This is a genomic window from Serratia sp. PL7 (genome assembly GCF_945957435.1).
The window spans coordinates 161,206-184,335 of the sequence record NZ_CAMFLB010000005.1 but is presented as its reverse complement, the minus strand read 5'-3'; the positions used below and the strand labels follow the sequence as shown (position 1 = coordinate 184,335).

The following is a 23,130-nucleotide window of genomic DNA, read 5'->3' as shown; positions in this document are numbered from 1 at the left end:
CTCTTTGCATAAAACCGTTTAACGATCAGTTATAGATAATCGCGGTGCCGTGCAGTTTGTTGCTGCCGGTTGTTGCGATGATCTGGAAGGATTTGGCACCGGCTGCATCCGCTTTAGCCGCCAGTTTATTTTCCAGCGATGTCAGGTCAGAAGCGCCACTCACGGTGATCACGCCTGATTGTTGCAGATCGGCCGGTTGGCTGTTGACCAATTCTGCGGCGAAGCTACCGAAAGATACAGAAGCTAGTGCGATGGCGGCGAGGGTCATTTTCAGGTTTTTCATAATGGTTTCCTATCTCTACATGAGCAATAAAAGTTTTTGCGTTATCCCGTTTAATTACTTAACGGTCGATAAGTTAATGTTAGGCCTCTGCCCGAACGATTGCAAATGTTTTTTTAGTGGTCGTTAATTAATTCGTGCTATCCCGCTCAAGCTGCTGGCGGATGGGGAAGAAATGTTAAGATGGGGATTTAAATTAACGTATTGTTATTTAATGCTTATTATTAAAATTCGTTCGAATTCTTCGCCACCTTGTAGCAAGATGCGGCCCGGATTGAACGCCATTTTCTGCCCGGCAGGGGCGCCATTGGCCGCATTGCTTACCGATCGCTAATTAAAAGTTGCTCGCTTATCATCGGCGGCGTACTATTTTTTGTACCGATCGATAATTTAATGATTGTGCCCGCGTTGGGCCACCGGGAAAGTGAGGGGTCTATGAGTATCAATAATGAAGACGCATGCGCGAAGAAATCACGCGGCAGGCCGAAGCAGTTTGATCGCGATCAGGCCGTTGAGCAGGCGCTTGAGCTGTTCTGGCGCCATGGCTATGAATCTACTTCGTTGGCCGATCTGGTGGAAGCGACCGGGGCTAAAGCGCCTACGTTGTATGCGGAGTTTGGTAACAAAGAGGGGCTGTTTCGCGCCGCAGTTGAGCGCTATCTGAGCCGCTACGTGGAATGTTACAACCGCCTGCTGGCCCAGGAGTTACCGATAGCCGATATCGTCGAGGCTTATTTGCGCACCTCGGCAGAGGTATTTACCGATCCGGAAAACCCTAGCGGCTGTTTTATGGTTTGTGCCAACGCCGCCTTGTCCTCCTCTTCAAACGATCTGGCCGAGATGCTGCGCAACAAGCATTTTGCGCAGGAAACCAGTCTGAAAGCCTGCTTTGATCGTAAGGTGCAGCAAGGGGAGTTGCTGGCGCGAACCGATACCGCGTTGTTGGCGAAATACATTATTTGCCTGATTGAAGGCATGTCAGCCCAGGCGCGAGAAGGGGCCAGCCGTGAAGATCTGCTGCGGCTGCTGGATACCACCATGATGGTGTGGCCGCGTTTGAGCCAGGTGGGCAACAAAGTTTGATCTGCCGTTAGACAGCCCCTCTCTCATCATGGGAGGGGGCCCGTTTTTACCGCGCTGTCAGCTTCATATGCAGTAATGGGAAAGGCTTGCCTTGGCCATCCAGCTCGCTGCGGCCCGTCACCACAAAACCGTAATGCTGATAAAATGCCAATGCCTGCGGATTCTGCTCGTTGACGTCCAGCAGCAGTTCCTGATGCATGGCCTCAACCTCCGCCAGCAAGGCCTTGCCAATGCCTTCGCCACGCCGATCGGCATCAATAAACAGCATCTCCACTTTGTTGCCATCCAGGCCGATAAAACCGCATAGCTGTCCCGCAGCATCTTCGGCAACCCAGACGCTGACCGCCGGGAGATAATCGTTGAGGATCAGCGGATATAGCCGCGTAATATCCTCTTCGGCCAGGAAGTTATGGGTGGCGCGCACCGAGCGCTGCCAGATTTCTACTAGCTGCCCGTTATCCGTAACCACACGCTTTCTTATCGTTATCATCGAAATTCTCACTCTATTGTCATTATTGTCATTTTAGCTATCCACATAGCGAGTTGAGCAGTCTCAGACTCAGCCCCTCACTATGATAAACTGCGCCATAGGCCGTGGACAGGGGGATGGAAGTGATACGCGCAGCGATAGAGAAACAGGTGCTCAGCCTGACCGGGCTGGCACTCGGCGGGATTGATTTTGAAAATCCGGCTGGCGATCCGGGGCTGTTTGGCCCGCAGTCTGTCACTTGGCAAGTGCATGGTGACTTCACCTCCATGCTTTGCGGCGGCGTCAGTGCGCTGCTGTTGCAGATGCTGCACCCGTTGGCCTTGGCAGGAGTGTGGGATCATTCCAACTTTCGTGAGGATATGCTGGGCCGTCTGCGTCGTACCAGCCAGTTTATCTCCGTCACCACGTTTGGCCCCAGTGCAGAGGCGCAACGCCTGATCGCCAAAGTCAAAGCCATCCATTTACAGGTCAACGGCACCGACAATAACGGCCAGCCTTATGCCGCCAGCGATCCGCATCTGCTCACCTGGGTCCATGTCGCCGAAAGCAGCCGTTTCCTGGCCTCGCACCTGCGTTACCGCAATCCGCATCTGTCCCTTGCTCAACAGGATACCTATTATCGTGAAGCGGCTCGCGTCGCGGAAGCCTTGGGCGCGCGCGATGTCCCAAAATCCTGTGCGGCGGTTGACGATTATCTGCAACAGATGCGCCCGCAGTTGGTCTGCGATGAACGCACGCTGGAAGTGGCGCGCATTCTGCTGGCGGCCCCGGCTCCCAGCACGCTGGCGCGGCCGTTCGGCGCATTGGTGATGCAGGCAGGGATCGATCTGTTGCCGGACTGGGCGCAGCAACAGTTGGGATTCACCCCAGGAGCGACCCGGCGGCGGTGCGTGCGTATTGGCGTTGGCGGCGTTGGACGAGTGCTGCGCGCTTCGGTACGCAATGGCTCCTACCATCGGGCGATGCGGCGCATGAATAAGAACGCATCAGCGCAATGTTAGCCAGCGCAGCCACTTTTGAGACTATTGCCCGTGATCCCGATTGATGATGCGTTCTACACTGGCCCAGAGAAATATTCTATTTTTAGCGTACAGCCTATTTGTGCGCCAGCAACCCCTTGAGGTGATATGAACGAGTCAAACGTACTTGCTGAAGTGAATAACGAGAATCAAACGCTGGTCGCGGTGGTTCAGCAAGATAGCCGGGCCGCCTATTTTTATATCTACCCAACGGAAGAGTACAGTGAACGTTTTCAGGTGCGTGCCTGCTGGCTGCGCAACCTGGCTACGGCTCCGCAGCAGGAAGATCGCGCCGCTATGGAAGCTGGCCTTCCCCCTATGTTGGCGGCTGAGTATTGCCGTAATCTGGAAGGCGAAGCGCCATTGGATCCCGCAGGGCTGATGGTTGTCTGGACGGAAAGCGACGACGGGGCTGCCCTGTGGTATCACGGGCAACTGCTAGCGGTGATCCCCGGCTGGAGTTTATACATCGATCACTCGGTCTGCTATTCGGCAAGCTGCATCAAAGAGAACCCATTGGCCTATCCGCTGGGCTCTGCATCCACCAATACGCAATATGCGCTGGCGGAAAATACCCGGCAGTTCTGGCGTAGCTGGCAGCGGGAAGAGGGGAATCCTTGGCCAAAAATGCAGAGTGATTACCTGGCTCAATACGAACAACACTTTGGCCCTTCGGTGAAGTATTACGCTATCGATCAGGGCAAATGGCCGCCGATGGCCATCACCCAGCATGAGCGCGACGGGGTTTACTATTTTCTGACCATGGGTGTCAGCATTCGGCCGATGCCGTGGGTAGAGATTCTGTTCAACGACGATGCTGCCAGATTCCGCCGGATGGAGATGGCGATAGCCATCGATGGGCAGTATATGACCGAAGAGAATGCGGTGCAGATGGCCAGCGCGCTAGCTGGATTTGCCCATGTGCCCTGGGCGAACATCACCTGGTTTGGCGAAGGCCATACGCTGGCGTCGGCGGTGGCTCCGCAGGGCTATGAAGGCTATGTGCTCTCTTCGTCATTTTATCCCTACAGTGAGCACCTGGTATTGCCTAAACAATACGGTGATACGGTGAATATTTTCTGGGCCAGCCCGGTGTTCGCCACCGAGCGGGAATTGGCGCAGGCCACGCCCAACGGTGGCCACGATTTGGTGAAGAATATGCGTGAGCAGGGTGTCGATCATATCTTCCGCCCACGTCAGCCTCTTGTTTAACGAGTGCGAGCACTGTCTATTTTACGATCGCTTTTGGAGCCAGCTATGAAGTCAGCGTTGTTAGTTATCGATGTGCAGCAGGGTTTGTTTAATCCCCCGCCAGCAGAGGCCGAGCAGGTTCTCACGCGGATTAATCAACTGAGTGAACGTGCCCGGCAGGCTGGTGCGCCGGTAATTTTTATTCAGCATCAGACGGCTCATGAGGAACTACCGCACGGCAGCGAAGCGTGGCAAATTCATGCTGCGTTACAGGTGAAAAACGGCGATCATCGAATAGACAAAACCACGCCGGATTCCTTTTTACGTACCAATCTCGGCAAACTGCTGATTGCCGAAGGGGTGACACAGCTGGTGATCTGCGGCTATTCCACGGAATACTGTGTCGATACCACCACCCGTCGAGCTGCTGGCCTGGGTTATCCGGTGGTGCTGGCGGCAGATGCACATACCAGCCACGACAAGCCCCATGCCAGCGGGTTGCAAATCCGTATTCACCATAATGCGACCTTGTCGAGTATCGAGAGTTTTGGCGTGGCGATCCGTGCCGTGCCGACAGCCGAAGTGAGTTTCTGAGCCGGATGTCGCCCTTGACGCGGTTCTGGGCGGGGTGTAACGTAGCCGAATGAATATCTTCCCGCAGTTCACATCTTGTTTTAGCTGGTGGCGCCTTTTCTAAGGGCGGCACGGGTATTCATCCCTCTTTTTTTAATGCCGCCGGTTTTGGCGGCATTTTTATAGCGTTGATCCGGCGGTCTGTTTACTTCCAGGAGCAAGGCTATGAGTTACACCATTCTGACTGGCGATCGCGCCACCGGTTCACTGCATTTGGGTCATTACGTCGGTTCACTGCGCCAGCGCGTTGAGCTACAGCATCATCATCAGCAAACGGTAATGGTGGCCGACCTGCAAGGGCTGACCGATAACGGCAGCAATCCGCAAAAAATCAGTGCCAACGTGCTAAACGTGGTGGCCGATTATCTGGCGGTGGGGATAGATCCTGCCAAGACCACGCTGTGTCTGCAATCGGCGCTTCCGGCGCTGGCAGAACTGACGATGTATTACCTCAACCTGGTCACCGTCGCCCGCCTGGAACGTAACCCCACGGTGAAAAGCGAAATCATCGAGAAAGACTTTTCACGTAGCCTGCCTGCCGGATTCCTGATTTACCCGGTCAGCCAGGCGGCGGATATCACCGCTTTTGGGGCGACTCATGTGCCGGTTGGGGAAGATCAGTTACCGATGCTGGAGCAAACCAACGAAATTGTCCGGCGCTTTAACCGCATCGTCGATCGCGAGGTGCTGGTGGAGTGCCAGCCGTTGCTGAGCCGCGTTGGTCGGCTGCCGGGGCTGGACGGGCAGGGCAAGATGTCGAAATCACGCGGCAATACCATCATGCTGGGGGCCAGCGCCGACGAAGTGCATAAGGCGGTGATGAGCATGTTTACCGATCCCAACCACCTGAACGTCAGCGATCCCGGCCAGGTGGAAGGCAATATGGTATTCACCTATCTGGACGCGTTTTGCGAGGACGCAGCGCTGGTGGCACAGTTGAAGGATCACTATCGTCAGGGCGGCTTGGGTGACGTGAAGATTAAACGGTTGTTGGAGGATTGCCTGCAAACCCTGCTGGAGCCTATCCGCACCCGGCGGGCCGAGTACAGCGCCGATAAGGGCGAGCTGATGCGTATCCTGAGAGAGGGCAGCCAGCGGGCCAATCAGGTGACTCAGGGCACCTTGGCACAGGTCAAGTCCGCGCTGGGTCTGGATTTTTTTGCCCTGGATTGAGGATCCCTCTCCGGTTGGAGAGGGAAAATCTGGCGATCAGGCCGCGCTGTCGGTGATCGGGTGTTTGACGATAAACACGTAGGACAGCGCCCCGATCAGGGTAACGCAGGAACAAATGGTCAGTGCCAGGCTGAATGAGTTGGTGGTATCCAGGATCCAGCCGGTGATCACCGGGGCAAACGAAGCGAACACAAAGCTGGCAAAGTTTTGAATGCTGCCCACCGAGGCGGTCATACGGGACGTGACCGCCACGTGGATCAGCCCCCAGCAGGAAGTACCGGCAAAGTGGATACAGAACAGCGCCATACTGATTAATGCCACCGCGCTGGTGGTGGTGGTGGCCTGTGCCACGACGGAGGTAAAACCAGCGGAAAGCAGCATACCTGCGACGATACAGATTTTACGGCTCTTGAGCGGAGCCATGCCCCGGCGCACCAGGAAGTCGGTGACAAAGCCGTTTGACAGCATGCCCGCCGCACCAAACAGGAACGGGATTGCCGCCAACATACCGGTACTTTTCAAATCCAGATGGTAGGTGGTCTGCAGGTAGCCCGGCAGCCAGGCCAGATACAGCCAGGCGGTGTAGTTGATGCCGCTAAAGCCGATCATCATCCCCCACATGGTGCGGTTTTTGAACAGCGATCGCCATTCCTTGAAGTTCATCGGCTCACGGCGTGCGCTCACGCTACCGGCGTTGAGATAGCTTTGCTCCTGCTCGGTGAGTTTGATGTCTTCACGGTTGCGATACAGCATGTACCAACCAATGGATAACGCAATGCCCAGTAAACCAATGGTGATGAACATCCCGCGCCAGCCTAACAGCAGCATCATGGCGGTGAGGATTGGTGGACTGATGGCTAACCCGATGGTGGAGGCCGAGTTAAAGATCCCCATCGGCATACCGCGATCTTTGATGTTGAACCAATCGTTGATGACTTTCACGCCGCAAGGGTTCATGGGGGCTTCGCCGATCCCCAGGCCGATACGCACCCAGATAAACTGGGTAAAGTTGTGGATCATGCCAGACATCGTCTGGAACGCAGACCAGACAAACATCCCCAGACCGAGCATGATGCGCGGGCCTTTGCGATCCAGCAGCGGTCCACAGGGTAATTGGGCAATCCCATAGGCCAGTGAAAAGGCGGAAAGTAGCAGGCCGATCTCGGTACCGCTCAACCCCATTTCTTCACGAATGGTGGAGTTGGCGACGGACAGCGAACTGCGATCGAGAAAATTAATCACGGCAGCAAAAAATAACAGGATCATTGCCGTAGTCTGGATTTTTTTAATTTTTGCAGAGCGCTCTGCTATGCCGCCTTTGGGTATGGGATTAATGCTATCTGAATAACTGTCCGCCGGTTCTTTTCCAGTGCTCACGGTGGTTATCTTTTCCATCACTCGCCTCTATATTCCGTATTAATAATAGTTATTCTGCCGGGGCATGGCCCTGGTTCGGTGTTAACAACGGTATGTCTTTCGGCAGTGAGCCTAGGCGGCGAAAATGTTTCATGGTGCTTTTTTTAACCGGTTCCGTGCGGCGGTTACGATTTTGCTGTTTTTAATCGGTTTTAAATCCCGTTTCACTCGGTTTTTTATCAATAAAAATCAGCAGGCATCCTGTTTGATGGAACGGATCATCGACTGTTTGGCAGTATCAAGATGGCGGTGAAGCTCACGGGCGGCCTCCTGATCGCTGCGGCAGATCAGGGCGCTTAAAATGGCCATATGCTCTTCAATCGCAATAATATTTCTTTGCTTCAGGTCGGTTTCATCCCATTGATAATGGAAGTGAAAAATCACCGAAATGATTTCCAGCGACTGATTGAAAAACGGATTGTTGGCTGCTGACAGGATCAGGGTGTGGAAGTCACGATCCAGCTGAGAGAACAGCCGATAATTGTCGCTGATGGTGTCGCGCAACTCGCGATGGCGGTTCAACAACTCTTTGGCCTGCAACCAGCGGCTATCCTGTGCGGGCAGGTTGATAAAGCGTGATAGCGCGTGGGTTTCCAGCATTTGACGGAGTTCAAACAACTGCTCGGCATAGTTCTGATCAAATTTTTTCATGCTCCATTGGCCGCGGCGTACGTTGTCAATAAGGTCAAAGCGGCTGAAGCGCAGCAGGAATTCCCTCACCACTACCGGGCTGACGTTAACCGCGCGTGAAAGCTGCAATTCGGTGAATGAATCCCCCGCGCGCAGCTGCTTTTGGTTAATCATCTGATAGAACGCTTTCTCAAACAGCTTACCTTGCTCGTCCAGCGAGTGGCTCATGCATTCAAAGCCGTCTTCTGCCAGCGGCATGCGCAGGATCACATAATCATCCTTGACCTTCTCCAGAACCCCGCGTTGATGCAGGTGCGTGAGCGTGTGACGCACCGTGGTGCGGCTGATGTTATACATTTCTGCCAGCCCCGCCTGGGAAGGCAGCGGTGAGCGGATATGGCCCTTGATGATGCCGTCGATCATCTGATTAACCACGTTCTGGCGGAGGTTTTGCGTTCTGCTCATGAGATCCCTCTGTGGGCTAAGGTGTTTTTTAAATATTTAAAACCCATTTAAACCGGTTTAATTTGTGCTGACTCACAAATTCTCCTCATCAGCACAATACGCCTGTTCTTTTTGCGGGATAACAGCGCCACATCACAGGAGGAGGGATCATGACCACAATGAATACGCTAGTTTGTCTGGAGCCGACCCGGCTGGTTTACCAACAAAGGCCGGTACCGCAGCCTGCGCCGGACGAAGCGGTGCTAAAAATACTGACAGTAGGCATTTGCGGGACCGATATCCACGCCTGGTCTGGTCAGCAACCGTTCTTCAGCTACCCGCGGGTGCTGGGGCATGAAATATGCGGCGAGATTGTCAGCGTCGGTGGCCAGGTGAGTGAATTGCGCGTCGGGCAACGTGTGGCGGTGATCCCTTATGTCTCCTGTCATCACTGTGGAGCATGCACCAGCGGCAGGCCCAATTGCTGTGAAAATATCTCGGTGATTGGCGTGCATCAAGACGGCGGTTTTAGCGAGTTTTTAAGCGTGCCGGTGAGCAACCTGCTGGCTGTGGATGATGTGGAGCCCCAAGCGGCGGCGCTGATTGAACCATTCTCTATCAGTGCCCACGCCGTACGCCGAGCGGCCATCGAGCAGGGCGATCATCTATTGGTGGTAGGGGCAGGGCCGATTGGTCTGGGGGTTGCGGCTATCGCCAAGGCGGACGGGGCAACCGTGATCGTGGCCGATACCAGCGCAGAGCGCCGTGCCCATGTAGAAAAAATGCTTGGGCTGATCACGCTAGATCCATCGGACGCCGGTTTTGACGCGGCCTTAAGAGCCCAATTCTCCGGCATGCTGGCGGCAAAAATCATTGATGCCACCGGCAATCAGCATGCGATGAACCATAGCGTCAACCTGATCCGCCATGGTGGCAGCATTACGTTTGTCGGCCTGTTCAAGGGCGATCTGCAATTCTCCGATCCGGAATTCCATAAAAAGGAAACCACCATGATGGGGAGCCGCAATGCGACCAAAGAAGACTTTATCAAGGTAGGGCGATTAATGGCCGCCGGAAAAATAACTGCCGGGATGATGCTTTCCCATCAATTCGAATTTTCCACGCTGGCAGATATTTATGAAGCAGAAGTGATTAATAATAAACAGCTGATTAAAGGCGTGATTCATTTTAACTAACTTGATTACTCCCCAGGTCTTGCCGAGTGTAATTTACGACCTGGGGGATCACCGGATGCAAGGAGCAATAATGAAACAACTTAATCGTAGTGAATTTCCTGGCGCGCAATATCCCGATCGCATTATCCAATTCGGTGAAGGTAATTTCTTGCGCGCCTTTGTTGATTGGCAAATCGACCTGCTAAACCAGCATACCGGGCTGAATGCCGGCGTGGTGGTGGTGCGGCCAATTGACAGCCAGCAGCCGCCTTCGCTCAATACTCAGGATGGCTTGTATACCACAATTATCCGTGGGCTGAATGAGCAGGGGGAAGCGGTTTGCGAGCCACGCCTGATCCGTTCGGTCAACCGGGAAATCAACGTTTATCACCAATACGACAGCTATCTGGCCTTGGCACGTGATCCGGCGATCCGCTTCGTGTTCTCCAACACCACCGAAGCGGGGATCAGTTATTTACCGGACGATAAGTTCACCGACGCTCCGGCGGCCAGCTTCCCGGCCAAGCTGACGCGGCTGCTGTTTGAGCGTTTCAGCCATTTTGACGGTGCTGCAGACAAGGGCTGGGTGCTGCTGCCGTGCGAGCTGATCGATTACAACGGCGAAGCGCTGAAAGAGTACGTGTTGCGCTATGCGCAGCAGTGGCAGTTACCGCAGGCGTTCACCGATTGGCTGAACGATTGCAACACCTTCTGCTCAACGCTGGTCGATCGTATCGTCACTGGCTACCCACGCGATGAAGTAGAGCAGTGGCAACAGCAGTTGGGGTATCAAGATAGCTTCCTCGACACGGCGGAACATTTCTATCTGTTTGTGATCCAGGGCCCGCAGTGGCTGGCGAAAGAGCTGCATCTGGATAAGTTGGATCTGAACGTCCACATCGTCGATGACATCAAACCTTATAAAGAACGCAAGGTAGCGATCCTCAACGGGGCGCATACGGCGCTGGTGCCGGTGGCGTTCCTGGCTGGTTTGAATACCGTGGGCGAGGCCATGAGCGACGAGCAGATCGGCGGCTATGTGGCACGTACCATTGCCGAAGAGATTATGCCGGTGCTCGATCTGCCGCAGGAAGAGTTACGGCCATTTGCCGAAGCGGTACAGAACCGTTTCCGTAACCCGTTTATTCAGCACCAGCTGCTGTCGATTGCGCTGAACGGCATGACCAAATTCCGCACGCGTATTTTGCCGCAGTTACTGGCAGGCCAACAGAAAAATGCCGCGCTGCCGAAACGGCTGACCTTTGCTTTGGCGGCGTTGCTGGCCTTCTATCGTGGCGAACGGCAGGCGGGTAGCTATGCGTTACAGGATGATGCTCATTGGCTGACGAGGTTTGCAACGTTGTGGGCCGGAGTGGAACATCGTGACCTGACGCTCGCGGCGCTGGTAGAAAGCGTGCTGGCCGATGAGGCGCACTGGGGGCAAGATCTCAATGCCGTTCCTGGGCTTACCGCTGCCGTGACCACCGATCTGCAAGCTATTCTTGACCACGGAATGCGTGCGGCATTGAGTGAAATGGAACGTCGATAAAACCTCCATCCGCATATTTTAATCCTGCCAATCACGGGAAATGGCGTTGAACGTCATTTCCCGGCCATAAAACCATCATCTGCGTGTCATACAGTTATTCGTTAATAGGTGCCCATAAGATTAGCCACTGAAATCAGAGAAATCATATGGCGCAGGCACTGTTAAAACTGGCACCGACCGACTATCCAGGGCAGCAACCGATCCCGTTACGCAAGGTATTAGCGGTAAAAGGGCTAGGTAAGGCGTATCAATCTCAGCAACGCGTCCTCGACGACATCAATTTTGATCTGCACGCCGGGGAGTTTGTGGCGGTGATCGGCCGCTCCGGGGCTGGTAAATCAACCCTGCTGCATACGCTGAACGGCACCATTCCTTCCAGCTGTGGTGAAATGCTGCATTTTGAGGACGACGGAGTTGCACAGGACATCGCGCAGCTCTCGGCCCGCCAGATGCGCCAGTGGCGAGCCCGCTGTGGCATGATCTTCCAGGATTTTTGCCTGGTTCCCCGGTTGGATGTGATCACCAACGTGCTGCTTGGCCGCCTCAGCCACACCTCGACGCTGAAATCCTTCTTCAAAGTATTCGACGATGCTGACCGTGCGCGGGCCATCGAGCTGCTGCAATGGTTGAATATGCTGCCGCATGCACTGCAACGTGCAGAGAACCTGTCTGGCGGCCAAATGCAGCGCGTCGCTATCTGCCGCGCGCTGATGCAAAACCCCAAAATTCTGCTGGCCGATGAGCCGGTTGCCTCGCTCGATCCGAAAAACACCCGCCGCATAATGGATGCGCTACAGAAAGTCAGCGAGAACGATATCGCGGTGATGGTGAACTTGCACTCGGTCGAACTGGTGAGGGAATACTGCACCCGGGTGATTGGCATCGCCCAGGGCAAAATCATTTTCGACGGCCACCCGTCGCAGCTTAACGAACGTATTTTGCAGCAACTGTATGGCGAAGAAGCCAATCAGATCCATTAATCACTTGAACGTCACCTCTACCTTTTCACACAGGGCATGCGCAATGAAAAAAGTATTCACACTGACCACCATGATGGCCGGCGTAATGATGGTATTTAATGCAGGTGCAGCGGAAGCGCCGAAAGAGTTGAACCTGGGGATCCTGGGGGGGCAGAACGCTACCCAACAGATTGGCGATAACCAGTGTGTGAAAGATTTTCTCGATAAAGAGCTGAACGTAGACACCAAGCTGCGTAACTCTTCCGACTACTCTGGCGTAATCCAGGGCCTGCTCGGGGGCAAGATCGATCTGGTATTGAGCATGTCGCCTTCGTCATTTGCTTCGGTGTATATCAAGGATCCCAAGGCGGTCGATCTGGTGGGGATCGCGGTGGATGATACCGATCAGTCGCGCGGCTATCACTCGGTGGTGGTGGTGAAAGCCGACAGCCCTTACAAAAAGCTGGAAGACCTGAAAGGCAAATCCTTCGGCTTTGCGGATCCGGATTCGACCTCCGGTTTCCTGGTGCCAAACCAGGTGTTCAAGAAGCAGTTTGGCGGCACGCCGGATAACAAATACAACAACTTCTTCTCCAGCGTCACCTTCTCTGGTGGTCATGAGCAGGACGTACTCGGCGTATTGAACGGCCAGTTTGAGGGTGCGGTCACCTGGGCCTCGATGATTGGTGATTACAACACCGGCTATACCAGCGGAGCCTTCAACCGCATGATCCGTATGGATCATCCAGATTTGATGAAGCAGATCCGCATTATCTGGCAGTCGCCGCTGATCCCGAATGGCCCGATCCTGGTGAGCAACTCCCTGCCTGCGGATTTCAAAGCCAAGGTGGTTACCGCCATCAAGAAGCTGGATACCGACAACCATCAGTGCTTTATCAAGGCGATGGGCGGCAAGCAGCACATTGGCGACGTCAAGCTGGCGGAATACCAGACCATTATCGATATGAAGCGTGAGCTGACCAAGGGCGATCGCTAAGGCGGCTTGGTTCCCGGCCCCTCACCCTAACCCTCTCCCACAGGGAGAGGGGACCGACCGAGTCATAAATTGACCCTTGTAACTGACAGTAGCACTGAACCCGCGCCTTCACCATGGGGGAGTAGGCCATAGACCGAGCTCTGTACCTGATGACGGCACCGATCTGGCTCCCTCTCTCTGTTGGAGGGGTATTGGCATGTCTGAACCTTAGGCTATGAGCCCAAGATCGAGCTCTGTACCTGATGATGGTACCGATCTGGCTCCCTCTCCCTGCGGGAGAGGGTTGGGGTGAGGGGCCTATTTATCCAGCCACAAAATATTGGAAGCGATTTTGAATACAGACTTCGCACACTACTACCAACGGATCCGCAGTAAGCAAAAGCGTGAAACCTTGCTCTGGTCGCTCGGGCTGGTGGTGCTTTATCTTGGCGCAGGCAATATCGCCGAGTTCAACCTGCATACCGTCTGGGTGTCGATCCCCCATTTCTTTGACTATCTGGCAGAAACCATCCCGGTACTGCACTGGCCGCTGCTGTTCGCCGACGGCCATACCGAAGGCTCCTTCGCCTATTGGGGCTACCGGCTGCATATCCAGTTACCGCTGATTTGGGAAACCTTACAGCTGGCGCTGGCGGCGACCATCCTTTCCGTGCTGGTGGCAGGCGGGCTGGCCTTTTTGGCGGCCAATAACACCCACAGCCCGGCGACGCTGCGCTTTGCCATCCGCACGCTGGTGGCGTTCCTGCGCACCATGCCGGAGCTGGCCTGGGCGGTGATGTTTGTGATGGCGTTTGGCATCGGTGCCATTCCCGGTTTTATGGCGCTGGCGCTGCACACCATCGGCAGCCTGACCAAGCTGTTCTATGAATCGATCGAAACCGCCTCCAACAAGCCGGTGCGCGGGCTGGCCGCCTGTGGGGCCACGCCGTTACAGCGTATGCGTTTCGGCCTGTGGCCTCAGGTCAAACCGATCTTCCTGTCCTACAGCTTTATGCGGCTGGAAATCAATTTCCGCCAGTCGACCATCCTCGGCCTGGTAGGTGCAGGCGGAATTGGTCAGGAGCTGATGACCAATATCAAACTCGACCGTTACGATCAGGTCAGCATGACGCTGCTGCTGATTATCGTGGTGGTTTCGCTGCTGGATTACGCCTCCGGTGAATTACGTAAACGCGTTGTCGAGGGGAAAGCCTAATGTCCGTTCAGCCGATCTCTGCCACCAACCTGCAGCAACTCAAGCAGCAGAATCCGGAAATCTTCTCACGCCAAGGGCGCTATCTGCGCACTCTCGGCATGATTACCGTGGCGATTGTGTTGTATTACGTCTTCTTCTTCCTGGTGTTTGGCATTTCCTGGCCGCAATTTGCCAACGGTTGCCAACAGATTAGCCGCTACTTTATGCGCATGTTTGTCTGGCATGACTTTGCCAACTGGCCGTTTGGCTATTATTTCCAACAGATCTTTATCACCCTGGCGATCGTGTTTGCCGGCACCATTACGGCATCGTTGATCGCCTTGCCGCTGTCGTTTTTTGCCGCGCGTAATGTGATGTCCTCACCAGTGCTTCGGCCGGTGGCGACGCTGGTACGCCGCCTGCTGGATATTCTGCGGGGGATTGATATGGCCATCTGGGGCCTGATTTTCGTACGTGCCGTGGGCATGGGGCCGCTGGCGGGGGTGTTGGCCATCGTGATGCAGGATATCGGCCTGCTTGGCAAACTGTATGCCGAAGGCCACGAAGCGGTGGATAAATCCCCCAGCCGTGGGCTGACGGCGGTGGGTGCTAACGGATTGCAAAAACACCGTTATGGCATTTTCACCCAATCTTTCCCGACCTTCCTGGCGCTGAGCCTGTACCAGATTGAGTCCAATACCCGTTCGGCGGCGGTGCTTGGTTTTGTCGGGGCAGGGGGGATCGGCCTGGTCTATGCCGAGAACATGCGGCTGTGGAACTGGGACGTGGTGATGTTTATCACCTTGATCCTGGTGGTGATCGTGATGTTGATGGACAAGATCTCCGCCATCCTGCGTAACAAATATATCGTTGGCGAAGACATTCCGCTTTACCCGAAAAATCATTAACCTCTGCGGGTAAACCCTGGTTTGCCCGTGGAAATTCCATTGAGAAACCCCCGCCGGATCCCTATACTGCCGCCATGCAAGGTGTGCAGCGCTGCACGCCTCTCCTGATTGACAAGCGAAAGGCTATTCCATGATTAACAATGATGTGCTGCGCAGCGTGCGCTACATGCTGGCTATTAATGACGCGAAGATGGTAGAGATCGTCAAGCTGGACGGTTTTGACGTCGATGTCGCAGCCATGGGGACCTACATGATCAAGGAAGGCGAGCCGGGTTTTGCCAACTGCCCCGACGAAGTGATGGCCCATTTCCTCAATGGTCTGGTGTTCTTCAAGCGTGGCAAAGACGATAAATTCCCGGCACCGGCGGTTGAGCTGCCGATCACCAACAACTTGGTGCTGAAAAAGCTGCGTGTGGCGTTTGAACTGAAAGATGTCGATCTGCACCAGATTTTTACCGCGGTGGAATTCCGTATCTCCAAGCCTGAGCTGAGCGCGCTGTTCCGCAAAGAAGGCACCAAAAACTACCGCCCATGTGGCGATCAGATGCTGCGCTACTTCCTGAAAGGGCTGACCCAGCGCATACGCGGCGCCTAATCCTGCGTATCACGACATCAGGCGTCCTCATCGAGGGCGCTTTTTTTTTGTGCACCCTGCATTTGTCGATCATACTCAGTACGATGCCGCCCGACGGTAGAACATGTCCGAACTTTCCGACTGAAATAAGGGAATTATGACGACAGCACCCACCACGTTGCCACCGGTGTTAACCAGCACGGCAATAGAACAAAAAATCCTGCGCAGGTCGATATTCTGCACGCTGTTTATTGCCAGTGCCGGGATCGTGTTTGGGATTGTCTGCGGTTCCATGTCGATCGTGTTTGACGGCATGTTCTCGGCGTTGGATGCAGGCATGTGTTCATTATCCCTGCTGGTGTCCCGCCTGCTGGGGCAACCCCATAGCCGCCGTTTTCAGTATGGTTTTTGGCATGTCGAACCAATGGTGCTGGCATTTAACGGCAGTTTACTGACGTTGCTGTGTCTGTATGCCTTTGTGAACGCCGTCAAAGGCATTGCCGACGGAGGGCGTGAACTCGAGCTGGGCTGGGCGATTGTCTATGCCGTTACCGTCAGCCTTTTCTGCTTTACCCTCTACGTTAAGCAAAGCCGGCTGAATAAGCAGGTTAAATCGGAACTGATCGCGCTGGATAACAAAAGCTGGCTGATGTCGGCCTGTATCAGTTCGGCGTTATTGGTGGCCTTTATTCTTTCCTGGCTAATGGAAGGAACCCGTTATGAATACCTCAACGTCTATGCCGACCCTGTCGCGCTGGCACTGTTGACGCTGGTCTTGATCCCGGTGCCGATCAAAACGGTAAAATCTGCTATTCAGGAAGTGCTGCAGATGACGCCGGACAGCCTGGATGCCAAGGTGGAAGCCATTATGGCGCAGCTGACGCTGGAGTATGGCTTCCTGGATTATTCCAATTACGCCACCCGCGTTGGCCGTGGGCTGTTTATTGAGATCCACATCGTGATCCCGCCTGAGATGGAACACAGCGGCGTCCACAAGCTGGATAAAATCCGTGACCAGATAGCCGACGCCATTGGTGAAGATAGCCCGCACCGCTGGCTGACCATCTCCTTTACCCATAACGCCAAGTGGCTATAGATTTTTCGCCATCACCCACATGGCCACGGATTGGCTGACGCTGGTATAGCTGTCCTCACCCACGATCGCCATGCCTTGCCGTTGATAGAAGCGTTGGCCAGCCACGTTGCTTTTCAGCACGTCCAGCCAGAGGATTGGTTGCTGTCTCTCAATGGCGCGTCGCTGTACTTCGGCATAGAGCCTTTCCCCATAGCCGCGTCCGGCAAACTGCGGCAGGAAATAGATCTTTTGCAGCTCGGCCCCAGTGGTTGCGGTTGCCGCCAGCAGGCTGTCAAAATTAAGCTTGGCAAAGCCTACCGGCGTCTCTCCCTCATAGGCAAGCAGCCAGCAAGTATCGCGGTCTTGCAATGAAGGCTCCAACGCTTGTTCGGCAAAATCCTTGGTCAGAAACGCCTGCAACTCCTGCTGGTTTTGCCAGAGTGCAGCAAAGTGAGCGAGGTAGCTGGCAATCCCTATTTCCCGCACGGTCGCTAAATCAGCGGGCAACGCTTGACGGATCGTGAACACGATAGCCTCTTTGTTAGTGGTTAGTTGACTCATCTTGGGCGATCGGCTGCTTGCCGCTCAGTGCACCCCATTCGCTCCAGGCACCGTCATAGAGCTTCACCTGCTTGGCACCCAGTGATTGCAGGCCAAAGGCCAGCACCGCGGCGGTGACGCCAGAGCCACAGCTGACGATGGTGGGCGCGTCGATATCGACCCCTTTTTCTTCGAAGGTTCTTTTCAGCGCCTCGAGTGATTTGAAACGTCCGTTCTCCAGCAAATCGCCATACGGAATATTGATGCTGCCAGGAATATGGCCACGGTGCAGGCCTGGGCGCGGTTCCGGGGCTTGGGCATAGAATCGTGGTGCGGCACGGGCGTCGAGGATTTGCCGCTGGTCGTTCATCGCCTGTTCAACCTGCTGCATATCCACCACCGCTTCGGCATTAAAGTGCGCGCGGAAGGTCGCGGGGGTAGGCTGTGCGGGGCCGGTTTCCAAGGCGTTACCGCGCGATGTCCAACCCTGCAAACCTTCATCGAGCACGAATACGTGCTGTGCGCCGAAATTACGGAACGTCCACCAACCGCGTGGGGCAGAGAACTGATTGCCTCCATCATAGAAAACAATAGTCTGTTGATCATTGATGCCCAGTTTACCTACGGCAGCGGCAAAGGCTTCTGCCGTGGGCAGCATATGCGGCAGCGTCGTATTTTTATCCGCGACGTCGTCAATATCGAAATACACCGCACCGGGTATATGGCCCCGCTCAAATTCGGCCAACATGTCTTGCTTCGGCACCTGACCGACAGGTGCCATACGCACGTCAACCAGCGTCAGATTTTCATCGTTGATATGTTGCTCAAGCCATTGCGCGGTCACTAAAAAAGCAGAGTTCATGGTTATTGTTCGCCTGTCAGGACAAAGAAGGTTTTCACTATACCTCAACGATCTTGCATATTGGTATGCTGCGGTTTGAAAGGGGGCAGGGCAGATGATTGACCAAGACTTTGGCGGGGCGAAAATCGCCTTGCTGTACGGCGGCCAGGTGCTGGTTTACCTGCGTGATGACAACCCGGCGATCCCCTGGCCCGGCTGCTGGGACTTGCCCGGCGGCGGACGTGAAGGGGACGAAACTCCGGTGCAATGTGTGCAACGGGAAACCGAGGAGGAGTTTGGTATTCTATTGCCTGCACGGCAAATTGTCTGGCAGCAGCGTTACGCCGGGATCACGCCTGGCTCGCCGCCCACCTGGTTTATGGTGGGGGAAATCACCTTGGCACAGATTGCGGCGATCCGTTTCGGTAATGAAGGGCAGTGCTGGCAAATGATGCCTGCGGATGAATTTGTGCGGCACCCGCAGGGCATTGCCCATCTGCGTCAGCGGCTAGCGGATCGCCTGGCCCAACTCGACTAGCCGGACACGCTCGATCAACACGTCGAGCTGGTGCTCGGAAAATACTTCGATGCCATGTTGGCGCAGCAGCTCTGCAGTGACGCCGCTGCCGGGTTGGGTTTGGCCGTTGAATGCGCCGTTGTAAATGGTCTGACTCCCGCAGGAAGGGCTGCGATCGCTCAGCAGGGCAAAGCGGCAACCATGCAGACGAGCGGTATCCAGCGCCAGATGGGCACCTAACAGATACTGGTCGGTGACGTCGTTCCCTTGCGCGTCGAGCACTCTGGCCCGGTTGGCTATTACTTCAGCGCCATCGGCAGCGGCAGCAATCTCTGCCGGTGGGCGCGGCGTGGAGAAACCGGCGGCCAATTCGGGGCAGCACACCACCAATCGACCCTCTTTTTGCCACTGCTGTAAGGTGGTATCGATAATGGTTTTGCTGGAGGCGTTATAACGTACGTTGAAACCGGCCAGGCAGGCACTGAGCAAGATTTTCGGCGGCATGAGATGTCTTCTGTTGAAGGGGCGAAAGTGTGGCAGCAAGGCCACACGCGCGGTTTTATAATAGCAGTGCGGTTTAGCTTAATGCCAGCCGTACCTTCCCACTATTTTGATTACTCATGTTCTTTATCCACCGCATTTTATGAGGGCAGTCACGGATCCGGGGCAAAGTTGATTATCGGCTTGTTAATGAAATTTAAATTTCATATAAATAAATAATGATTTTTATTTTCCAAAAATAGGCAAGGGAGAAAACGATGAAACAGGTGCGCGTTGGATTGATCGGTACTGGCTATATTGGCCGCTGTCATGCTATCGCTTATGCTCAGGCCAGCACGGTGTTCCCGCTGAAAGGGGAGCTGGTGTTGGAGATGCTGGCGGAAGTCACACCCGAGCTGGCAGCCCAGCGTGCGGCGGAGTTTGGCTTCGTACGTTCAACCGGTGACTGGCGCGAACTGGTGGCCGATCCCGCCATAGACGTGGTGGATATCTGTGCCCCAAACTTCCTGCATAAAGAGATGGCCCTGGCGGCTATTGCACAGGGCAAGCATGTTTATTCCGAGAAGCCGCTGGCGCTGAATGCGCAAGACGCCGCCGAGATGGTGCAGGCCGCGCGGGCCAAAGGGGTCAAAACTCTGGTGGGATTCAACTATATGAAAAACCCGACCAGCCAGCTGGCGCGGGAAATCATTGCCAACGGTGAAATTGGCGAGGTGGTGCATTTTTACGGTACGCATAATGAAGATTATCTGGCCGACCCGCGTACGCCGATCGACTGGCACTGCCGCAAAGCCAGCGCCGGGCTTGGGGCGTTGGGCGATCTGGCGGCACACATCGTGAATATGGCGCATTATCTGGTGGGGGATATCGTCGCGGTGTCGGGCGATATGCAAACCCTGATCAAACAGCGGCCCGATCCGAACAACCCGGCCAAGATGTGCCAAGTCGAAAACGAAGATCAGGCCAGCGCGCTGGTGCGCTTTGCCAATGGTGCGATGGGCACCCTCGAAACCTCACGCATTGCCTGCGGGCGCAAAATGGGCCTGACTTATGTAGTGACCGGCACCAAGGGCACCTTGAGTTTCACTCAGGAACGCATGGCCGAACTGAAACTGTATCGCCATGATGAACCGGCAGAGCGGCAGGGCTTCAAAACCATCATGGTAGGGCCAAAGCACCCGGATTACGCCGCGTTTTGCATCAGCGCCGGGCATGGCATTGGCTTTAACGATCAGAAAACGGTGGAGATCCGCGATCTGGTCAATGGCATTGCCGCGGGCGATCGGATGTGGCCTGATTTCGAGGAAGGCTGGAAGGTATCCTGTGTACTGGATGCGATTGCCGCCTCTGCCGAACAGCGCCGCTGGTTGGATATCAACCGCGATTGACTCTGGTGACTTGTGGAGGCGGCTAACGGTGCTATCCCGTAGGGCCTTGCATGCTGCGCCCATTTGGCAGCATGCAAGGCCCTTGGACGCTTAAAACGCAAAGCAAGAACAGCCGAATGCGCCCCAGAAGGCATTCTCGTTAGCGATGGGAATGCTGGAACGGCGGGCAATATCATGCTGATGAGCATGAACGCCACAAGGACCGCAACACTGGTGTGCCTGGCTTAATGCACCTACCTTGCTGGTGGTTGCGGGCGGTGCTGAGCGATAATGCCCCGGTACATTGACCACCGGTGACCATTCAGGCAGTACCGGTAACGGCGGCGGAGAGAACGGCGAGAAACTGCCCGCAGCATAGACAACTTTGCCATCCACCACGGTCATGACCGACTCAATTCCCTTGATCTGCTCCTCCGGAATGCTGAAATAATCCTGTGACAGCACGGCCATATCCGCCAGCTGTCCCACCTTGATCTGGCCCTTTTTCCCTTGTTCGGTAGAGAACCAGGCACTGCCCTGTGTCCAAAGCATTAATGCCGTTTCACGATCCAAACGAGCCTGATCGTCATACATTGCCATACCGCCGACCGTACGGCCAGAAACCAGCCAGTACAGCGCTGTCCAAGGGTTGTAACTGGCGACGCGGGTGGCGTCGGTGCCTAGTCCAACCGGCAGTTCTGCCGCCAACATTTTGGCGACCGGTGGAGTCTGCCTGGTAGCTTCGATGCCATAGCGTTCGGCAAAGTATTCCCCTTGAAACGCCATGCGGTGCTGTACGGCAATGCCGCCACCGAGGGCTTTCACTCGCTCGATATTACGCTCAGAAATGGTTTCCGCATGGTCAAAAATCCAGTGCAGACCAGCAAAGGGGATTTCGCGGTTGACCTTCTCAAACACGTTCAGCATCCGGCTGATAGATTCATCGTAAGTGGCATGCAGACGGAACGGCCAGCGGTGTTCCACCAGATGGCGTACCACGCGTTCCAGCTCATCCTCGGTACCTTCAGGCAAATCTGGGCGAGGTTGCAGGAAGTCCTCGAAGTCGGCTGCCGAGAACACCAACATTTCACCCGCGCCGTTATGGCGGTAAAAGTCCGTTCCCTGGCCGGGTTTGAGCATATCCGTCCACAGCTGGAAGTCTTCCAACTCCTGCTTTGGCCGTTGGGTAAACAGGTTGTAGGCGATACGCAGGGTCAGCTGTTGTTTTTCGTGCAGTTCCGCGATGACCTGATAGTCCTCGGGATAGTTCTGGAAACCGCCGCCTGCGTCAATCGCGCTGGTCAGGCCCAGGCGGTTGAGTTCGCGCATAAACTGGCGGGTGGAGTTCACCTGCTGTTCCAGCGGCAGCTTTGGCCCTTTGGCTAAGGTGGCGTAGAGGATCATGGCATTGGGCTTGGCGATCAACATTCCGGTTGGGTTGCCGTTGCCGTCGCGTTGGATTTCGCCCCCTGGCGGGTTTGGTGTGTCCTTGGTGTAGCCCACCACTTTCAGCGCAGCGCGGTTAAGCAGGGCGCGATCGTACAGATGCAAAATAAATACCGGCGTGTCTGGGGCGGCGGCGTTGATTTCATCCAACGTAGGCATACGGCGCTCGGCGAACTGGAACTCGGTCCAACCACCGACCACTCTGACCCACTGTGGGCTGGGAGTACGCAGTGCCTGTTCCTTGAGCATACGTAAGGCGTCGGCCAGCGAAGGCACGCCTTCCCAGCGTAGTTCCAGGTTGTAATTCAAACCACCCCGGATCAGGTGCAGGTGTGAATCATTCAGGCCGGGCACCGCCGTATGGCCGTGCAGGTCGATGATCTGGGTTTCCGGCCCGGCGTGTTGCATGACGTCGCTCTCACTACCGACGGCCATAAACTTACCGTCCTTGATCGCCACGGCCTGAGCAGTGGGATTTTCGCGATCGACGGTATGGAATTTACCGTTGCTGATGATCAATGAAGCGGTGTGACTCATAACGTTTTCCTTTAATGGCGGGTGAGCCATTGATGAAACAGACGGGTAACCAACGGCATCCACAGGAATACCACCAGGGCGACAACGCTGGCATCATTGAGTAAATGCCCAGCCAGTGTGCCGCTCAGTTCCGGCAGCAGCTTGCCCCAAAACCAAGGCACCAGATTGGTCGAAGGGAAAATCACCAGCAGGGTGATTAAAAACTGTTTCCACTTGGCCGGTGGCCGCACGTTGGCGCTGGCAGGTGTGAACCAAAACTCGGCTCCGGGGCGGATCTCAATATGATCGCTCCCCTGCAGCAGTGGTGTGACTTCTTCGATATATTTCAGTCGCTGTGGCGAGTGGATCCAGCGGTATAAATTGTCGAGATTATCGAAGCGTACCAGCACCGTATAAGCCAGCTGATCACCGGAGGGGCGAATGACGTTAACGCCTAGATGGCCGTCAAACTGGGCGGCATCGGGCATGATGCGTTTTAACCAGGCTTCATAGGCTGGTTCCTGGCCGGGAGCCAGATGGTGAGTGATCACCAGCGTAACGTGTTGCTGATGGGACATGGATCCAGCTCCTGAAAAATCCCGGCGCGCGGCCGGGAGGGTAATGCGGTCAGT

24 protein-coding genes are annotated in these 23,130 nt (G+C 55.2%); 15 read left to right on the top strand and 9 right to left on the bottom strand.

Annotation, left to right across the window (positions count from 1 at the left end):
• Positions 1–25: 25 nt before the first annotated feature.
• On the bottom strand, positions 26–283 hold the full coding sequence (gene bhsA / locus N6G83_RS23160) for a multiple stress resistance protein BhsA (protein ID WP_074028006.1): 258 nt from the start codon (positions 281–283) through the stop codon (positions 26–28).
• A gap of 432 nt (positions 284–715) precedes the next feature.
• On the opposite strand from bhsA, the gene N6G83_RS23155 reads away from it, so the two are divergent.
• Complete coding sequence (locus N6G83_RS23155) at positions 716–1,363, top strand: TetR/AcrR family transcriptional regulator (RefSeq protein WP_024527444.1); 648 nt, start codon at positions 716–718, stop codon at positions 1,361–1,363.
• 46 nt (positions 1,364–1,409) lie between these two features.
• On the opposite strand, the gene N6G83_RS23150 is transcribed toward N6G83_RS23155, so the two are convergent.
• Positions 1,410–1,853: an acetyltransferase gene (locus N6G83_RS23150; RefSeq protein WP_211134605.1), complete on the bottom strand. Its 444-nt coding sequence runs from the start codon at positions 1,851–1,853 to the stop codon at positions 1,410–1,412.
• A gap of 116 nt (positions 1,854–1,969) precedes the next feature.
• Between N6G83_RS23150 and N6G83_RS23145 the strand changes: the two genes are divergently transcribed.
• From N6G83_RS23145 to trpS, 4 genes are all read left to right on the top strand, one after another.
• Positions 1,970–2,854: an oxygenase MpaB family protein gene (locus N6G83_RS23145; RefSeq protein ID WP_024527446.1), complete on the top strand. Its 885-nt coding sequence runs from the start codon at positions 1,970–1,972 to the stop codon at positions 2,852–2,854.
• Positions 2,855–2,980: 126 nt separating this feature from the next.
• Complete coding sequence (locus N6G83_RS23140; RefSeq protein ID WP_098928108.1) at positions 2,981–4,084, top strand: suppressor of fused domain protein; 1,104 nt, start codon at positions 2,981–2,983, stop codon at positions 4,082–4,084.
• A 45-nt stretch (positions 4,085–4,129) separates the two neighbouring features.
• Positions 4,130–4,657, top strand: a complete 528-nt coding sequence (locus tag N6G83_RS23135) for a cysteine hydrolase family protein (protein WP_024527454.1) — start codon at positions 4,130–4,132, stop codon at positions 4,655–4,657.
• A gap of 204 nt (positions 4,658–4,861) precedes the next feature.
• The gene (gene trpS, locus N6G83_RS23130; RefSeq protein ID WP_046808111.1) at positions 4,862–5,869 is read left to right on the top strand and encodes a tryptophan--tRNA ligase; all 1,008 of its coding nucleotides are present in this window, start codon (positions 4,862–4,864) and stop codon (positions 5,867–5,869) included.
• 36 nt (positions 5,870–5,905) lie between these two features.
• On the opposite strand, the gene N6G83_RS23125 is transcribed toward trpS, so the two are convergent.
• Both N6G83_RS23125 and N6G83_RS23120 read right to left on the bottom strand, forming a co-directional pair.
• On the bottom strand, positions 5,906–7,264 hold the full coding sequence (locus N6G83_RS23125; RefSeq protein WP_024527456.1) for an MFS transporter: 1,359 nt from the start codon (positions 7,262–7,264) through the stop codon (positions 5,906–5,908).
• 210 nt (positions 7,265–7,474) lie between these two features.
• The gene (locus N6G83_RS23120; protein ID WP_021805171.1) at positions 7,475–8,380 is read right to left on the bottom strand and encodes a GntR family transcriptional regulator; all 906 of its coding nucleotides are present in this window, start codon (positions 8,378–8,380) and stop codon (positions 7,475–7,477) included.
• Between the two features lie 149 nt (positions 8,381–8,529).
• On the opposite strand from N6G83_RS23120, the gene N6G83_RS23115 reads away from it, so the two are divergent.
• From N6G83_RS23115 to N6G83_RS23080, 8 genes are all read left to right on the top strand, one after another.
• The gene (locus N6G83_RS23115) at positions 8,530–9,555 is read left to right on the top strand and encodes a zinc-binding alcohol dehydrogenase family protein (RefSeq protein WP_024527457.1); all 1,026 of its coding nucleotides are present in this window, start codon (positions 8,530–8,532) and stop codon (positions 9,553–9,555) included.
• 70 nt (positions 9,556–9,625) lie between these two features.
• Positions 9,626–11,083, top strand: coding sequence for a tagaturonate reductase (locus N6G83_RS23110; protein ID WP_024527458.1), 1,458 nt, complete (start codon positions 9,626–9,628; stop codon positions 11,081–11,083).
• Between the two features lie 146 nt (positions 11,084–11,229).
• Positions 11,230–12,063 carry a phosphonate ABC transporter ATP-binding protein gene (phnC, locus tag N6G83_RS23105; protein ID WP_021805168.1) on the top strand — a complete coding sequence of 278 codons (834 nt, stop codon included), beginning with the start codon at positions 11,230–11,232 and terminating at the stop codon, positions 12,061–12,063.
• Between the two features lie 43 nt (positions 12,064–12,106).
• A complete protein-coding gene (gene phnD, locus N6G83_RS23100; RefSeq protein WP_024527459.1) occupies positions 12,107–13,039 on the top strand; it encodes a phosphonate ABC transporter substrate-binding protein in 933 nt (310 codons plus the stop codon).
• Between the two features lie 331 nt (positions 13,040–13,370).
• Positions 13,371–14,234: a phosphonate ABC transporter, permease protein PhnE gene (gene phnE, locus N6G83_RS23095; protein WP_024527460.1), complete on the top strand. Its 864-nt coding sequence runs from the start codon at positions 13,371–13,373 to the stop codon at positions 14,232–14,234.
• Entirely contained in the window at positions 14,234–15,121 is an 888-nt protein-coding gene (phnE, locus tag N6G83_RS23090) for a phosphonate ABC transporter, permease protein PhnE (RefSeq protein WP_074028012.1), read from the top strand. The genes phnE (N6G83_RS23095) and phnE (N6G83_RS23090) overlap by 1 nt, the downstream gene beginning before the upstream one ends.
• 130 nt (positions 15,122–15,251) lie before the next feature.
• Positions 15,252–15,716 (top strand): DUF1456 family protein, encoded by a 465-nt coding sequence (locus tag N6G83_RS23085; protein ID WP_021180467.1) that lies wholly within the window; start codon positions 15,252–15,254, stop codon positions 15,714–15,716.
• 136 nt (positions 15,717–15,852) lie between these two features.
• The gene (locus tag N6G83_RS23080; protein WP_074028013.1) at positions 15,853–16,791 is read left to right on the top strand and encodes a cation diffusion facilitator family transporter; all 939 of its coding nucleotides are present in this window, start codon (positions 15,853–15,855) and stop codon (positions 16,789–16,791) included.
• On the opposite strand, the gene N6G83_RS23075 is transcribed toward N6G83_RS23080, so the two are convergent.
• Together N6G83_RS23075 and sseA are read right to left on the bottom strand one after the other, a co-directional pair.
• The gene (locus tag N6G83_RS23075) at positions 16,786–17,298 is read right to left on the bottom strand and encodes a GNAT family N-acetyltransferase (protein ID WP_211134606.1); all 513 of its coding nucleotides are present in this window, start codon (positions 17,296–17,298) and stop codon (positions 16,786–16,788) included. The two genes, N6G83_RS23080 and N6G83_RS23075, sit on opposite strands and share 6 nt — an antisense overlap.
• A 13-nt stretch (positions 17,299–17,311) precedes the next feature.
• A complete protein-coding gene (gene sseA / locus N6G83_RS23070) occupies positions 17,312–18,172 on the bottom strand; it encodes a 3-mercaptopyruvate sulfurtransferase (RefSeq protein ID WP_211134607.1) in 861 nt (286 codons plus the stop codon).
• A 94-nt stretch (positions 18,173–18,266) separates the two neighbouring features.
• Here sseA and N6G83_RS23065 point away from each other — a divergent pair, with 94 nt between their 5' ends.
• Positions 18,267–18,689 (top strand): NUDIX hydrolase, encoded by a 423-nt coding sequence (locus N6G83_RS23065; protein WP_074028016.1) that lies wholly within the window; start codon positions 18,267–18,269, stop codon positions 18,687–18,689.
• Here the strand turns inward: N6G83_RS23065 and N6G83_RS23060 are convergent.
• Entirely contained in the window at positions 18,660–19,172 is a 513-nt protein-coding gene (locus tag N6G83_RS23060) for a DUF523 domain-containing protein (RefSeq protein WP_024527466.1), read from the bottom strand. The genes N6G83_RS23065 and N6G83_RS23060 overlap by 30 nt on opposite strands.
• Before the next feature lie 254 nt (positions 19,173–19,426).
• On the opposite strand from N6G83_RS23060, the gene N6G83_RS23055 reads away from it, so the two are divergent.
• A complete protein-coding gene (locus tag N6G83_RS23055; protein ID WP_074028017.1) occupies positions 19,427–20,557 on the top strand; it encodes a Gfo/Idh/MocA family protein in 1,131 nt (376 codons plus the stop codon).
• Positions 20,558–20,647: 90 nt separating this feature from the next.
• Here the strand turns inward: N6G83_RS23055 and N6G83_RS23050 are convergent, their stop codons facing one another.
• Both N6G83_RS23050 and N6G83_RS23045 read right to left on the bottom strand, forming a co-directional pair.
• Positions 20,648–22,519 carry an amidohydrolase gene (locus N6G83_RS23050; RefSeq protein WP_211134608.1) on the bottom strand — a complete coding sequence of 624 codons (1,872 nt, stop codon included), beginning with the start codon at positions 22,517–22,519 and terminating at the stop codon, positions 20,648–20,650.
• An 11-nt stretch (positions 22,520–22,530) separates the two neighbouring features.
• Positions 22,531–23,076, bottom strand: a complete 546-nt coding sequence (locus N6G83_RS23045; RefSeq protein WP_024527469.1) for an antibiotic biosynthesis monooxygenase — start codon at positions 23,074–23,076, stop codon at positions 22,531–22,533.
• Between the last annotated feature and the right edge of the window lie 54 nt (positions 23,077–23,130).

Bases quoted from the DNA above. Each gene is read 5' to 3' on its own strand.
- bhsA (WP_074028006.1), bottom strand. From the start codon at position 283: ATGAAAAACCTGAAAATGACCCTCGCCGCCATCGCACTAGCTTCTGTA.
- N6G83_RS23155 (WP_024527444.1), top strand. From the start codon at position 716: ATGAGTATCAATAATGAAGACGCATGCGCGAAGAAATCACGCGGCAGG.
- N6G83_RS23150 (WP_211134605.1), bottom strand. From the start codon at position 1,853: ATGATAACGATAAGAAAGCGTGTGGTTACGGATAACGGGCAGCTAGTA.
- N6G83_RS23145 (WP_024527446.1), top strand. From the start codon at position 1,970: ATGGAAGTGATACGCGCAGCGATAGAGAAACAGGTGCTCAGCCTGACC.
- N6G83_RS23140 (WP_098928108.1), top strand. From the start codon at position 2,981: ATGAACGAGTCAAACGTACTTGCTGAAGTGAATAACGAGAATCAAACG.
- N6G83_RS23135 (WP_024527454.1), top strand. From the start codon at position 4,130: ATGAAGTCAGCGTTGTTAGTTATCGATGTGCAGCAGGGTTTGTTTAAT.
- trpS (WP_046808111.1), top strand. From the start codon at position 4,862: ATGAGTTACACCATTCTGACTGGCGATCGCGCCACCGGTTCACTGCAT.
- N6G83_RS23125 (WP_024527456.1), bottom strand. From the start codon at position 7,264: ATGGAAAAGATAACCACCGTGAGCACTGGAAAAGAACCGGCGGACAGT.
- N6G83_RS23120 (WP_021805171.1), bottom strand. From the start codon at position 8,380: ATGAGCAGAACGCAAAACCTCCGCCAGAACGTGGTTAATCAGATGATC.
- N6G83_RS23115 (WP_024527457.1), top strand. From the start codon at position 8,530: ATGACCACAATGAATACGCTAGTTTGTCTGGAGCCGACCCGGCTGGTT.
- N6G83_RS23110 (WP_024527458.1), top strand. From the start codon at position 9,626: ATGAAACAACTTAATCGTAGTGAATTTCCTGGCGCGCAATATCCCGAT.
- phnC (WP_021805168.1), top strand. From the start codon at position 11,230: ATGGCGCAGGCACTGTTAAAACTGGCACCGACCGACTATCCAGGGCAG.
- phnD (WP_024527459.1), top strand. From the start codon at position 12,107: ATGAAAAAAGTATTCACACTGACCACCATGATGGCCGGCGTAATGATG.
- phnE (WP_074028012.1), top strand. From the start codon at position 14,234: ATGTCCGTTCAGCCGATCTCTGCCACCAACCTGCAGCAACTCAAGCAG.
- N6G83_RS23085 (WP_021180467.1), top strand. From the start codon at position 15,252: ATGATTAACAATGATGTGCTGCGCAGCGTGCGCTACATGCTGGCTATT.
- N6G83_RS23080 (WP_074028013.1), top strand. From the start codon at position 15,853: ATGACGACAGCACCCACCACGTTGCCACCGGTGTTAACCAGCACGGCA.
- sseA (WP_211134607.1), bottom strand. From the start codon at position 18,172: ATGAACTCTGCTTTTTTAGTGACCGCGCAATGGCTTGAGCAACATATC.
- N6G83_RS23065 (WP_074028016.1), top strand. From the start codon at position 18,267: ATGATTGACCAAGACTTTGGCGGGGCGAAAATCGCCTTGCTGTACGGC.
- N6G83_RS23060 (WP_024527466.1), bottom strand. From the start codon at position 19,172: ATGCCGCCGAAAATCTTGCTCAGTGCCTGCCTGGCCGGTTTCAACGTA.
- N6G83_RS23055 (WP_074028017.1), top strand. From the start codon at position 19,427: ATGAAACAGGTGCGCGTTGGATTGATCGGTACTGGCTATATTGGCCGC.
- N6G83_RS23050 (WP_211134608.1), bottom strand. From the start codon at position 22,519: ATGAGTCACACCGCTTCATTGATCATCAGCAACGGTAAATTCCATACC.
- N6G83_RS23045 (WP_024527469.1), bottom strand. From the start codon at position 23,076: ATGTCCCATCAGCAACACGTTACGCTGGTGATCACTCACCATCTGGCT.